Origin of the sequence: Peribacillus sp. NPDC101481 (genome assembly GCF_044767165.1) — a bacterium.
In the GTDB taxonomy this organism is placed as follows: domain Bacteria; phylum Bacillota; class Bacilli; order Bacillales; family DSM-1321; genus Peribacillus.
The window spans coordinates 835,006-848,913 of record NZ_JBIWNJ010000001.1 but is presented as its reverse complement, the minus strand read 5'-3'; the positions used below and the strand labels follow the sequence as shown (position 1 = coordinate 848,913).

The 13,908-nt window shown below is 40.9% G+C and carries 15 protein-coding genes; all 15 read left to right on the top strand.

Going from position 1 to position 13,908, the window contains the following annotated elements; translation table 11 throughout:
* Positions 1–6: 6 nt before the first annotated feature.
* The 15 genes from ACIROD_RS04005 (at position 7) to ACIROD_RS03935 (ending at position 13,891) form a co-directional block, all read left to right on the top strand.
* Positions 7–729, top strand: coding sequence for a hypothetical protein (locus ACIROD_RS04005; RefSeq protein ID WP_402938171.1), 723 nt, complete (start codon positions 7–9; stop codon positions 727–729).
* Between the two features lie 232 nt (positions 730–961).
* Positions 962–2,440, top strand: a complete 1,479-nt coding sequence (gene spoIVA / locus ACIROD_RS04000) for a stage IV sporulation protein A (protein ID WP_101222423.1) — start codon at positions 962–964, stop codon at positions 2,438–2,440.
* A gap of 503 nt (positions 2,441–2,943) precedes the next feature.
* Positions 2,944–3,216, top strand: a complete 273-nt coding sequence (locus ACIROD_RS03995; protein ID WP_034308023.1) for an HU family DNA-binding protein — start codon at positions 2,944–2,946, stop codon at positions 3,214–3,216.
* Between the two features lie 299 nt (positions 3,217–3,515).
* The gene (gene folE, locus ACIROD_RS03990; protein WP_063233209.1) at positions 3,516–4,082 is read left to right on the top strand and encodes a GTP cyclohydrolase I FolE; all 567 of its coding nucleotides are present in this window, start codon (positions 3,516–3,518) and stop codon (positions 4,080–4,082) included.
* 20 nt (positions 4,083–4,102) lie between these two features.
* Positions 4,103–4,351 (top strand): trp RNA-binding attenuation protein MtrB, encoded by a 249-nt coding sequence (mtrB, locus tag ACIROD_RS03985; RefSeq protein ID WP_076365643.1) that lies wholly within the window; start codon positions 4,103–4,105, stop codon positions 4,349–4,351.
* 246 nt (positions 4,352–4,597) lie between these two features.
* Positions 4,598–5,428 (top strand): heptaprenyl diphosphate synthase component 1, encoded by an 831-nt coding sequence (locus ACIROD_RS03980; protein WP_101222422.1) that lies wholly within the window; start codon positions 4,598–4,600, stop codon positions 5,426–5,428.
* 3 nt (positions 5,429–5,431) lie between these two features.
* On the top strand, positions 5,432–6,142 hold the full coding sequence (locus tag ACIROD_RS03975; protein ID WP_402938167.1) for a demethylmenaquinone methyltransferase: 711 nt from the start codon (positions 5,432–5,434) through the stop codon (positions 6,140–6,142).
* A gap of 34 nt (positions 6,143–6,176) precedes the next feature.
* Positions 6,177–7,139 (top strand): heptaprenyl diphosphate synthase component II, encoded by a 963-nt coding sequence (gene hepT / locus ACIROD_RS03970; protein ID WP_402938164.1) that lies wholly within the window; start codon positions 6,177–6,179, stop codon positions 7,137–7,139.
* A gap of 96 nt (positions 7,140–7,235) precedes the next feature.
* On the top strand, positions 7,236–7,682 hold the full coding sequence (ndk, locus tag ACIROD_RS03965; RefSeq protein WP_034308008.1) for a nucleoside-diphosphate kinase: 447 nt from the start codon (positions 7,236–7,238) through the stop codon (positions 7,680–7,682).
* 186 nt (positions 7,683–7,868) lie between these two features.
* Positions 7,869–8,651 (top strand): CheR family methyltransferase, encoded by a 783-nt coding sequence (locus tag ACIROD_RS03960; RefSeq protein WP_402938161.1) that lies wholly within the window; start codon positions 7,869–7,871, stop codon positions 8,649–8,651.
* A 245-nt stretch (positions 8,652–8,896) separates the two neighbouring features.
* Entirely contained in the window at positions 8,897–10,069 is a 1,173-nt protein-coding gene (gene aroC, locus ACIROD_RS03955) for a chorismate synthase (RefSeq protein WP_101222419.1), read from the top strand.
* 3 nt (positions 10,070–10,072) lie between these two features.
* The gene (gene aroB, locus ACIROD_RS03950) at positions 10,073–11,152 is read left to right on the top strand and encodes a 3-dehydroquinate synthase (RefSeq protein ID WP_402938157.1); all 1,080 of its coding nucleotides are present in this window, start codon (positions 10,073–10,075) and stop codon (positions 11,150–11,152) included.
* Between the two features lie 25 nt (positions 11,153–11,177).
* Entirely contained in the window at positions 11,178–11,546 is a 369-nt protein-coding gene (gene aroH / locus ACIROD_RS03945) for a chorismate mutase (protein ID WP_101222417.1), read from the top strand.
* 81 nt (positions 11,547–11,627) lie between these two features.
* Positions 11,628–12,740, top strand: coding sequence for a histidinol-phosphate transaminase (hisC, locus tag ACIROD_RS03940; RefSeq protein ID WP_101222416.1), 1,113 nt, complete (start codon positions 11,628–11,630; stop codon positions 12,738–12,740).
* 47 nt (positions 12,741–12,787) lie between these two features.
* A complete protein-coding gene (locus ACIROD_RS03935) occupies positions 12,788–13,891 on the top strand; it encodes a prephenate dehydrogenase (RefSeq protein ID WP_402938153.1) in 1,104 nt (367 codons plus the stop codon).
* Positions 13,892–13,908 lie beyond the last annotated feature (17 nt).

Here is a 13,908-nt window from a genome sequence, read left to right as displayed (position 1 = left end):
GAAATGATGAGAAATTTTTTCAAAATATTATGTTTACTTTGCATCTCTGTATCATTATCTGGCTGCTTATATCCAGAGAAGCAAAAAATACAAAACCAATTGCCTTATAAAGAGCAAATACAATCCGTCCAAAGTGCAGTGGATCAATTTCAGAAAGATGAAGGTGGCATACTGCCCATCGTTACAAAAGATGCTGATACACCGATTTATCAAAAATATGTCATAAAGTTTTCAAAGATTTCACCGAGGTATATGGCTGAACCGCCGGACAATGCATTTGAATCAGGAGGCGTCTTTCAATACATCCTCGTTAATGTTGAAAATGATCCGACCGTAAAGCTGTTGGATGTCAGGATGGCGCAAAAGATTCAGGATGTTTCCTTGAGATTGACTGCCTATCAGCAAAGCAACGGATATCCGCCATTTAAGGAAAGGTTATCCGGTAATGTCTTCACGCTTGATTATGAAAAAATGGGCCTGAAGGAAGCTCCGACGGTCACGAGTCCATTTTCACAAAAAGACTTATATCTCGTAGTTGATGGTCAAGGCAGTATTTTTGTTGATTATACCCCGGATTTAATTGAGGCATTGAAGAAACATGAGGGGGAAATGAAGCCAGGTGAAGATATCCGGGAACTGCTGGTGCAGAGTTCGGAGTTCGTCCCTGCCTATTCATTGCCATATACAATTGATGAAAAAACAAAAAATCCAATATTTCTTACAAAATAGGCATAACCCTTCTTCTGCAAAATATATTGTAGGGGAAGGGTTATTTCTTTTATCTTTATTTCATCTTACTTTTAAAATAACAACCCTTATATAAAATTTCTGGTGGAGGAAGGGATTGAACCAGGGAAATAATTGGAATAAATTTTTAGGACAACATCATAGATATATATTGTCCTAAATAAATGCAAATGGATAAACGAAATCCCAAAACTCTAATTCGGGAGGGGATACCTTGGAAAAGGTAGATATTTTTAAAGATATAGCTGAACGGACCGGTGGCGACATATATTTGGGGGTGGTCGGTGCCGTCAGGACGGGGAAATCCACATTTATTAAAAAATTCATGGAGCTAGTCGTCATTCCGAATATTCCGTCAGAGGCGGACCGCGCAAGGGCACAGGATGAATTGCCTCAAAGTGCTGCTGGAAAGACGATCATGACGACGGAACCCAAATTCGTACCGAACCAGGCAGCATCGATTCAAGTGGCTGAAGGTCTCGACGTGAATATCCGCTTAGTCGATTGTGTCGGTTATACAATACCTGGGGCTAAAGGGTATGAAGATGAAAATGGTCCCCGCATGATTCACACGCCTTGGTATGAAGAGCCGATTCCATTCAATGAAGCAGCTGAGATCGGTACTCGCAAAGTAATTCAGGATCATTCCACATTAGGCGTGGTCGTTACGACGGATGGGTCGATAGGAGAAATCCCGCGAAGTGATTATTTAGAGGCAGAGGAACGGGTTGTCGAAGAATTGAAGGAGGTTGGCAAGCCATTTATCATGATTGTCAATTCCGTTCAGCCTCACCACCCGAATACGATAGCCCTGAAGGAATCCCTGCAGGAAAAGTATGATATCCCTGTATTGGCGATGAGTGTCGAAGGTATGCGGGAATCGGACGTTTACAGCGTACTCCGCGAGGCCCTGTACGAATTTCCAGTTCTCGAGGTCAATGTTAATCTTCCGAGCTGGGTAATGGTTTTGCGCGAGGATCATTGGTTGAGGGAAAGTTACCAGGAAGCGGTTAAAGAGACCGTCAAGGACATTAAGCGACTGAGGGATGTAGATCGTGTTGTCGGTCATTTCAATGAATTCGAGTTCATTGACCGTGCAGCGCTTGCAGGCATTGAGATGGGGCAGGGTGTTGCAGAGATCGACCTATACGCCCCTGATGAACTCTATGATGATATTCTGAAGGAAATTGTCGGTGTGGAGATTCGGGGCAAGGATCATCTATTATCTTTAATGCAGGATTTTGCGTATGCCAAAGCAGAGTATGACCAGGTGGCCGATGCATTGAGAATGGTCAAACAAACAGGATATGGTGTCGCAGCCCCTTCCCTCAACGATATGAGTCTTGATGAACCGGAAATCATCCGTCAGGGAGCCAGGTTCGGTGTCAGGCTAAAAGCCGTAGCTCCTTCCATCCATATGATCAAGGTCGATGTCGAATCCGAATTCTCGCCAATCATCGGTACTGAAAAGCAAAGTGAAGAATTAGTCCGGTATCTGATGCAGGATTTCGAAGACAATCCACTTTCCATTTGGAACTCAGATATTTTTGGCAGAAGCCTAAGTTCCTATGTAAGGGAAGGCATACAGGTGAAATTAGCGATGATGCCTGACAATGCCCGCTACAAATTGAAAGAAACACTGGAGAGGATTATCAATGAGGGCAGTGGGGGATTGATTGCCATCATCTTATAAAAATGTTTAAAAGCTGGACCAACTCCATTTATGGATTGGTCTTTTTGCATGCGAAATACTCAGGATCACAAGAAAAATATCATTTATGAGCGCTAAAATTTGAAATAATCTGCTGTTTTTTAGTATAATCTTGAAAAAACCCTGTGGTTAAGCGATTTTCAGCAATATAATAAGTTTAATTTCTATAAAAAAGGGAAATGATGAATAGCGAAAGACAAAATTTATAATATATACAATTATTAATGAAAAGATTCCCATTATTTTTTGAATTCCCTTGCTAAGCTAATAGGGTTTGTGATAATCTACATACAGAAAACGCGTTATAACAGCGATTTCAACGTATTTATAAACTTTCCGGATGAATTATTTGGAAATCAATTCGGCTTGGTAATCCTTGATTGCCAGGGAATAAAAATTTTGGACCGAAGCTAATATCAAATCACTATTATAGTGTTGTAATAATGATTTTTTATAAAGATTCCTTTTGGGAGGAGGTGAATGGCATGAACAAAACAGAATTAATTAATGAAGTTGTTACAGCAACTGAAATTTCTAAGAAAGACGCTACAAAAGCTGTTGATGCTGTTTTTGATACAATCTTAGAAGCTCTAAAAAACGGTGATAAAGTCCAATTGATTGGTTTTGGTAACTTTGAAGTTCGTGAACGTGCGGCTCGTAAAGGCCGTAATCCACAAACTGGTGACGAAATCGAAATTGCAGCTAGCAAAGTGCCAGCTTTCAAACCCGGTAAAGCGCTGAAAGATGCAGTGAAGTAATTCTACCATTACATACGGGTGCTTAACCGAAAAGGGCCGCGTGAAAACGCGGCCCTTTTTTTGCTTCTTAAATTCCATCTGTGATAATATAAAAGACAGTGAATATTTTAGGAACGCTGTAGATGGTTAATCCGTCACAAGGAAATGACCATCCAAAAACCGCTTCCGGCGAAACTGCCGTTCAAGGGCTCAATGTAGGGGTCTTCTTTAATAATTGCAATTATGGATATCCGGGTGCAACGCGCTTTGGATTTTTTATCTGAATACATAATATTATTGATTTTTTAGGAGGTACAAAAATGGCTAATGTTGATCATGCCAAATTGGAAGAAGCGGTTAAAATGCTTCTTGAGGCTGTAGGGGAAGACCCAACGAGGGAAGGACTGCTGGATACTCCTGGCCGTGTAGCCAGAATGTATGAAGAAATTTTTTCTGGACTTAATCAGGATCCAAAGGAATATTTCGATACTGTTTTTGGAGAGGACCATGAAGAACTCGTACTTGTAAAGGATATTCCGTTTTACTCAGTATGTGAACATCATTTAGTCCCTTTTTACGGGAAAGCCCATGTAGCATATATTCCGAAAAACGGAAAAGTGACTGGCTTAAGTAAATTGGCACGGGCGGTTGAGGCTGTATCGAAGCGTCCGCAGCTTCAAGAGCGCATCACTTCCACAGTTGCTGACTCGATAATGGAAAAGCTCGAGCCTCATGGTGTAATGGTTGTAGTAGAGGCTGAACATATGTGCATGACCATGCGAGGTGTAAAAAAACCTGGATCTAAAACAGTGACCTCAGCTGTAAGGGGAACTTTTGCGAAGGATCATCGTACTAGAGCTGAAGTGCTGGCATTCATTAAAGACTAAGGACATGGGGGCAGGAAAAAATGAATGAAAAAAAGATCTTGAATGATTTTGTCGTAATCAAAGCCATTGAGGATAGTGTGAACGTCATCGGGTTGACAAGGGGAACGGACACCAAGTTTCATCACTCCGAAAAACTTGACTCAGGAGAGGTGATGATCGCACAATTCACGGAACATACCTCGGCAATTAAAATCAGGGGCCATGCAAAAGTCTATACTCCATTCGGCGAGATAGAAAGTGATTCCAAAAAGAATTCACCTGACAAATGATATTCTCAATACTTGGTTAATTAGTAAATCAATCATCTGATATCACGTTTAACAAGCTGTAAATTTCCCGCATCCATTTTTTTGAAGAGCAAAAGTCGATAATTTCCTTACCTTTGGAAGTTTCATTTTATAAACGTTGACCATTTCATCTGATTGTTTTTATGGTATAATAATGTGTATTTTACACAGACAGAAACCAATATGTATGAAAAAAATTATCTTTCGGGGATGCAAGGGTGATCTCAATTGTTAAACATAACGGACGACATAAGGCAATTAAAGCGATTAATAGAAACGAAAGCTCAACATCCATATTTATTGAAGTATATACAAAAGCCAAGCCTGGACGAAGATAAACTGATATTGCTTTGGGGATTGTTTAACGATTTGGACGTTTTAAGCGAAAAACGCAATCAATACATCATTTCAACCATGTTAGTGCAAATAGCTCTGGATACCCATGAAATCGTCTCGAATTCAGGAGAAGGAACCGAGTTGCCCGAGGTATTGAAAAATCGTCAATTACAAGTGCTTGCCGGTGATTACTATAGTGGCTTATATTATCAAGTGCTTGCCAGTGTAGGTAATGTTGATATGATCCGTATACTTTCGAGCGCAATAAAAAAAATAAATGACAATAAAATCATTCTTTACCAACAAGGGTCCATTAATGATGTCCCAACGCTTTTAATGACGATCAAAGCGATCGAGGCTTCCCTGATTCATAAACTCGCGGATTACTATAATGAGCCTGCCTGGATAGAAGTAGCGGAAGATCTGCTGCTTTTAAAACGGTTGCATGCCGAGAAGAGCAGTTATATGGAGTCGGGGCAATCGATAGTTTTTGATGTCCTAAGGGAAATGCCTCTCGATGACTCGATTGGCGGGGAAGTTACCATTTCGGAAAAAGAAGAACAGGTACGCACCCAATTCGACAAGTGCCTGAGGGATGCCAGGCAATCCGTACAGTGCTCGATGCGGAAGCTGGCAAAGTTGGATGATGAACTTCTTGAAAGAGTGAAGGCCATCTTGGAACAAACAGAGAGTATAGCAAATTCATATGTGAAAGAAGGGTGAATCATGGAGCAGTCTAAAGAGCAAAAAGTTCATCATGTCTTTGAAAAGATCTACGGAAATTATGACAAGATGAATTCCCTCATCAGCTTTAAACAGCATCTTAAATGGCGGAAGGCTACAATGGCCATCATGAATGTCCCAAAAGGCGCCCATGCACTGGATGTATGCTGTGGAACAGCGGACTGGACCATTGCCCTTGCTAATGAAGTAGGACCAGAAGGAAAGGTTGTTGGTCTGGATTTTAGTAAGAACATGCTGAAAATCGGCGAACAAAAGGTAAATGAACTCAATCTAGAGCAAGTGTCCCTAATGCATGGGAATGCAATGGAGCTTCCTTTTGAGGATAATAGCTTTGACTATGTCACGATCGGTTTCGGGCTGCGGAATGTCCCCGATTACATGAAAGTGCTTAAAGAGTTAAACAGGGTAGCCAAGCCGGGTGGAATGATCGTTTGCCTGGATACTTCACAGCCTACGATGCTTGGCTTTAAACAGGGCTATTATTTTTATTTCCGTTTCATCATGCCCATGTTCGGTAAATTATTCGCAAAAAGCTATAGTGAATACTCATGGCTGCAAGAATCGGCTCGGGATTTCCCTGGCATGAAAAAGCTTGAAAACATGTTCAAGCAGGCGGGAATGGAAAAAGTCAGTTTTAAGGCCCATTTCGGTGGGGTAGCAGCAACACATTTCGGGTACAAGCCTTCAAAATAAGCATAATAGCAATGGACAAAGCTGGGTGGAATGTATGAAATTTAAAATGATGTATTCATTTTTGAATGCAGATTTGCAATTAATAGAAAAAGAACTGGAAGCCGCAATCGAAGCGGATTCCACGGTTTTAAGGGAAGCTTCCCTGCATTTGCTGCAATCCGGTGGAAAACGGATCCGTCCGGTATTCGTCCTATTGGGTGCGAAGTTTGGCAACTATGATATTCATGTCGTAAAGCATGTCGCAGCGACTTTGGAACTAATTCATACAGCTTCCCTTGTGCATGATGATGTTGTGGATGATGCGGATTTACGCAGGGGATCTGCTACCATTAAATCAAAATGGGATAATCGTGTCGCCATGTACACAGGCGACTTCATTTTTGCTCGTGCACTGGAAATGATGGCGGTTATCGAGTCTCCGCTAGCGCATCAAATTCTCGCTGATACTATGGTTGAACTATGTCTTGGGGAGATTGAACAAATAAAAGATAAATACAATTTCGAACAGAATTGGCGGATATACTTTAGAAGGATCAAACGGAAAACAGCACTGCTCATTGCATCTAGCTGCCAGTTGGGAGCCATTTCAGCGGGTGTTGAAGAGAGAATTCACCAAAAGCTATTTAAATTCGGATATTATGTCGGTATGTCTTATCAAATCACCGATGATATATTGGATTTTACTGCTTCGGAAGAAGAACTTGGGAAACCTGCCGGCAGTGATTTGATTCAAGGTAATATCACTTTACCCGTATTGATTGCTATGGAAGATCCAAAGTTAAAAAAGCTTATCGAAACAGTTCGGGAAGATACGCCAAAAGACGAAATGTCCCATATAATTCATGCTATAAAAACTTCCGGTGCCATTGAACAGGCAGCGAGGATCAGTGATATGTATTTAGAAAAGGCTTTTACCGAGTTGAAAGGTCTTCCTGCCATTAAAGCTAGAAAAACTTTATCGGATATCGCGAAAAATATCGGAAAAAGAAAGTTTTGATAATGGGAGTTGCGAAACTCATCAAACAATGGTAATATTCTAAAAGTATTGCCTTATATAGGCAAATAACAATGATACATATTAGGAGTGACATTCATGGAAAGAACATTTTTAATGGTAAAGCCTGACGGCGTTCAACGCAATTTAATCGGTGAAATCGTTTCCCGTTTTGAAAAGAAAGGCTTCCTTCTTGCAGGAGCAAAATTAATGGTCATTTCTCAAGAATTGGCTGAGCAACATTATGGCGAGCACAAAGAACGTCCTTTCTTTGGCGAACTAGTGGACTTCATTACTTCAGGTCCTGTCTTCGCAATGGTTTGGGAAGGTGAAAACGTAATCGCTACTGCACGTCAAATGATGGGTGCCACTAACCCTAAAGATGCAGCAGCAGCAACAATTCGTGGCGATTTTGCCGTAACTGTCGGCAAAAACATCATTCACGGATCTGATTCAGCTGAAAGCGCTGTACGCGAAATCGGTTTATTCTTCAAAGAAGAAGAACTTGTTGAGTACTCTAAACTTGTTAACGAGTGGGTTTATTAATTAATACGATCTCTTTAAAAAAGCGGGTTCCATCGTCATTATGCGATGGAACCCGCTTTTTTTAATTGCTTTTTTAGTTTCAAGCAGCAACGTAAGGGATATTTTAGTTTAAAGAAAATATGGCACTCTCCGATATATATAAAGGTAAGAATTACTAAAATAATTATGTGCAGGGGAGTCGTGGGAATGCCTCAAGAATATGAAGAGTTTATTCGTAATATCAAAATGCTGACAGGTATTGATTTGGCATTATATAAGGAAGGACAAATGAAAAGGCGACTAACATCTCTATATGAAAAAAGAGGATATCATTCATTTCGTGAATACTACAAAGACATGCAAGCCAATCCCGGTGTTTTAAATGAGTTTTTGGATAGAATGACAATCAACGTTTCCGAATTTTATAGAAATGCGAAAAGATGGGAAGTGTTGGAGCGGAAAATCCTGCCTAGGTTATTAGAAAGCAAAAAAAAGTTGAAAATTTGGAGTGCTGCCTGCTCAACTGGTGAGGAACCATATACGATTGCCATGATATTATCCAATCTGGTCCCACTTAGCCAAATAGAGATATTGGCAACGGATCTCGATGAAAATGTATTGGCGCGAGCGAAATTGGGGATGTATCCCGAACGTTCCTTAAATGAAGTGCCTGAGGAAATAAAAAGGAAATGCTTTGAAAAAAAAGCGGATTATTATCGTGTCGATGATGAAATCAAGAGAAGGGTGACCTTTAAAAAACAAAACCTTCTTGCTGACCGATTCGACGAAGGCTTCGATTTAATCGTTTGCCGCAATGTTTTAATTTATTTCACTGAAGAAGCCAAGAATTTATTATATGAAAAATTCAGTGTATCGCTAAAAAGCGGCGGTGTATTTTTTGTAGGAAGTACAGAGCAAATATTCACCCCAGGAAACTATCAATTTGAAACGATCGATACATTTTTTTATAAGAAAAAGGAAATACTTTAGAAAAAAGGGACTGATTCTGCACGTGCGCATTCAGTCCCTTTTCGTTTGCCGTGTAATAGCAATTCCAGTAGAACTCTAAATTGAAAGAATAAACTATATCGAAAATGTTTAAGTACTTGTAAAATAGAAAGAAAAGTGATTAAATTCAAACAATATGGTTTTTACGTTTTACATATACCCACATTTCATAAAATTGTGGTATATTGATACATATACACTTTAAAGTGCTAAAAGGGGGCTGGAAGATGAGATATTTAACAGCGGGAGAATCACATGGTCCGCAACTGACTACTATCATTGAAGGATTACCGGCAGGAATGCCGATTTCGAAAGAGGATATCAATCAAGAATTAGGACGCCGGCAAAAAGGGCATGGACGTGGAAGAAGGATGCAGATCGAGAAAGATCAGGCTTTTATTTCCTCGGGAATCAGACATGGCTACACACTCGGTTCACCGGTTGCTTTGGTGGTTGAGAACGATGACTGGAAGCATTGGACAAAGATTATGGGAAGCGAAGGGCTTTCAGAAGAGGAAGCTGAAGAAATTAAACGTAAAATCACCCGGCCACGTCCTGGTCATGCCGACTTGAACGGCGGGATTAAATATGGGCACCGCGATTTGAGAAATGTTCTGGAACGCTCTTCAGCCCGTGAAACGACAGTAAGGGTGGCAGCAGGAGCTGTCGCTAAAAAACTATTGTCTTTATTGGGGATAGAAGTGGCATCTCATGTCTTGGAAATTGGCGGAGTGAAGGCAGAACCGCCAAAATACGAAAATATTCAGCAATTGCAACAAGTAACAGAAGAATCTTCTGTTAGATGTTTTGACAAGAACGTAGAACAGCAGATGAAGGATGCAATTGATGAAGCGAAACAAAAAGGAGACTCCATCGGCGGCATCGTTGAAGTGATTGTAGAAGGAATGCCGGTAGGTGTAGGAAGTTATGTGCATTATGACCGTAAGCTTGATGCAAAACTAGCCGCAGCGATAATGAGCATCAATGCATTTAAAGGGGTGGAAATAGGTCTTGGATTTGAAGCTGCCCATCTATTTGGCAGTGATGTCCATGATGAAATAGCATGGGACGAAGAACAGGGCTATTACCGGAAAACCAATCGCCTTGGCGGTTTTGAAGGCGGTATGACAACTGGAATGCCGATAGTTGTACGCGGTGTGATGAAGCCGATCCCCACTTTATATAAACCTTTGAAAAGCGTTGATATTGATACGAAGGAAGTGTTTGAAGCAAGTGTCGAACGTTCCGATAGTTGTGCGGTTCCTGCAGCAGCGGTGGTTGCTGAGGCGGTAGTAGCATGGGAACTGGCGGCTGCCATCGTTGATCAATTCCCTTCAGATCGTTATGAGCAATTAGCGGAATACATAAGATCATATCGGGAAGAAGTAAAGGGGTTTTAAATCATGGAATCCATCCAAATAAAAACGGCTTCCAAGCAATATCCGGTTTTAATTGGCAAGAAGGCAATAAATGAATTGCCCGAATTAATATCACAAGAATTAAATCATCTAAACAAGATTCTGATCATAACTGATGAGAAAGTGGCGGCACTTCATTTGCATACCGTGAAAAACGCCCTGATCAAGACGGGGAAACCTGTTCTGCATCATGTAGTGCCAGAAGGGGAGCATGCTAAAACATTCGATGTGTTTTATGAATGCCAAAGCTTCTGCTTAACTCAACAGATTAATCGCAAGTCATTGATTATCGCCCTTGGCGGTGGTGCAGTAGGTGATTTGGCTGGATTTGTTGCGGCTACATTTATGAGAGGGATTCCATTTATACAGGTTCCGACGACTTTACTCGCCCACGATAGTGCAGTGGGCGGCAAGGTTGCCATCAATCACCCGCTAGGGAAAAATATGATTGGGGCCTTTCATCAGCCTGAAGCGGTCATTTATGATCTTGAATTTTTAAAAACTCTGCCCCTTAAAGAATTAAGGTCAGGTTTTGCAGAAGTCATTAAACATTCATTGATAGCAGATAATGAATTTTATCTATGGTTAAAGTCGAATATTGTTGATTTGAATGATATAACGGATGAGCAATTCCTGACAATGATTACAAAAGGGATTGGAATCAAAGCTAAAATTGTCGAAGAGGATGAGAAGGAAAACGGCATTCGTGCCTTTTTGAATTTTGGTCATACGCTCGGTCATGCAGTGGAAGGTTCAATGGGATACGGAAACTTCACGCATGGGGAATCCATTTTAATCGGGATGGTATATGCTCTTAGATTAAGCAAAAAGAAAGTGGATCTCGATTTTAAACTGGATGAGTTTATTTGCTGGGTATCTTCTTTAGGCTATCAAATAACGATTCCGACCAGGCTTGAACATGCAATGCTGCTTGAATTAATGAAAACAGACAAAAAATCGGTCAATGATTCAGCTACTTTTGTCCTGCTAAACGAAGTGGGGTCACCGCTATTAATGGATATAGCCGACACTGAGCTGATAGAGGAAATGGCCGATATGATATAGAGTTCAGGAGAAGGGGGGACTATGTGTGATAAGAGGAATAAGGGGTGCCACTACTGTAGAAAGAGACACGGAAATGGAAGTGATTTCCGCTGCCGAAAAGTTGATGGCAGAGATCATTCAGGTCAACGAGATTGATCCCGAAATGGTAGCTTCTGTGTTTTTTTCTGCTACGGAAGAGATTCGTTCTGTCTTCCCTGCCAAAGCCTTGAGGAAATTCGAAGGCTGGACTTATGTACCGGTTACATGCATGAAGGAAATACCGGTCAGCAATTCCTTGCCATTTTGCATTCGGGTCATGATCCATGTAAATACGACGAAATCTCAAAAAGAGATACAGCATGTATACCAGGCAGGGGCTACGGTATTACGGCCAGATTTGACAAAGCAGATATAAGATGATTTTAAATCTATGAATATGATATACTATTCTCACACTTTCTTACTTTAAAGTGATAAAAATATAGAGGTGATTGACATGAAATGGAATGAAGCGGTCCTTTCCTTGAAGTCTTATCAACCGGGAAAATCCACTGATGAAGTGAAAAAATTATACGGATTGGAAAAAATCACGAAATTAGCTTCAAATGAAAATCCTTTCGGCTGTTCGGAGAAGGTACAGGAGTCCGTTAGGAATTCAACCCATTCGTTTGCCATCTATCCAGATGGGTATGCAACGATGCTAAGGGAAGCTGTTGCAAAACATACAGGTGTGAAAGAAACTCAGCTTATTTTTGGAAATGGATCTGATGAGAACATTCAAATCATCTCCAGAAGCCTTTTGGGAGCTGGAAAGAATACGGTCATGGCAACAGGCACTTTTTCACAGTACCGCCATAATGCCACGCTTGAAGGTGCGGAAATCAGGGAAGTTCCTCATATTGATGGTGCTCATGATCTAGAAGGAATGCTTAAAGTTATAGATGAAAAAACAGCTGTTGTCTGGCTTTGTACACCAAATAATCCAACAGGTAAATACATTTCGGAACAGGACTTATTATCATTCATTGAAAGAGTGCCGGAAGATGTACTTATCGTTTTGGATGAAGCTTACTGTGAATATGCAACGGCTGAGGATTACCCGAGAACGAATCAATGGATTAATAAATATAAAAATTTGATCATACTCCGGACATTCTCAAAAATCTATGGACTTGCCAGTTTTAGGGTAGGGTACGGATTGGCGGATGAGGATATCATCCAGAAACTGGATCCATCCCGGGAACCATTCAATGTCAACACATTCGCACAGAATATTGCTATCGTCGCTTTGGAAGATCAAGCCTTCATTGAAAAATGCAAGGAAGAAAATCAAAAAGGGCTCAAGCAGTACTATGAATTTTGCAATAAGGTAAATTTAGCTTATTACCCGTCACAAGGTAATTTCATCTTTATCCATTTTAAACAGGATGCCGATGTGGTGTTTCAATATTTGCTTGAGCGCGGATACATTGCAAGGTCGGGGAAATCTTTCGGTTTTCCTAACAGCCTAAGGGTCACGGTTGGTTCGACGGAAGAAAATGAAGGAATGATTAACGCTATTAAAACTTTTTTGAATGAAGTTGAGGCACCTTCTGATTCGCTGCTTTAACGTTTCATCAAACCTAGAGGAGCACAATAGATGCGGGGGAGAGAAGAGTGAAAGGTAAGGTTTTTGTAATAGGTCTAGGTCTAATTGGCGGATCATTGGCCATGGCTGTACGCCATGCACATCCTGAAGCCGTGATTGTTGGTACGGACCTAAGTGAAAAGAATATTCAACTATCGATGCTATTGGGGATCATTGATGATTCTGTATCATCATTGGAAGCGGGAGCATGTGATGCTGATTTGATTCTACTTGCTGTGCCTGTCAATGAAACCGTGAAGATTTTAGCTCAATTGGCTGAAATGGATTTAAAAAGTGATGTCCTTATATCGGATGCAGGAAGTACGAAGGATACAGTCGTTAAGGCAGCAAAACCATTGATGGATAAAGGGGTGGCCTTCATCGGGGGGCACCCTATGGCTGGTTCCCATAAAAGCGGTGCTGCGGCAGCCAAATTGCATTTATTCGAACATGCATTTTATTTGCTTACTCCTGGAGATTCCATCGAAGAAGAAAAAGTCGAGCAGCTGAAAGGGTGGCTGCAAGGAACAAGAGCGAACTTTCTGGTTGTGAGTCCTGCCATGCATGATAAGCTGACTGGGGTCATTAGTCATTTCCCGCATATTGTCGCATCAGGGCTCGTTAAGCAGGCAGAAAATTACAGTAAGGAAAATAAGTTGATTTCAAGGCTTGCAGCAGGTGGATTTAGGGATATTACAAGAATTGCTTCAAGCAGTCCGGAAATGTGGCGTGACATTTTGTTACATAACCGGGATGTGTTACTTGAATTAATGAATGATTGGCTGAATGAAATGGAGCATATAAAAGGCCTGGTCGCGAATGAAGATAGTGAAGAAATCCTTCGATTCTTTACCGATGCCAAGATCTTCAGGGATGATTTGCCAACACATGCAAAAGGCGCCATACCAGCGTTTTATGATTTATATATCGATATACCGGATTATGCCGGAATAATTTCTGAGATTACCGGATATTTGGCACAAGAAGGTATCAGCATTACAAACATAAGGATCATTGAAACCAGGGAAGAGATATACGGTGTGCTGGTCATCAGCTTCCAAACGGATGTTGACCGCATAAAAGCTGCAGAGTGTATTTCAAGACATACAGATTATGAAACGATCCTGGCATAACATTTATAGGGAAGGAT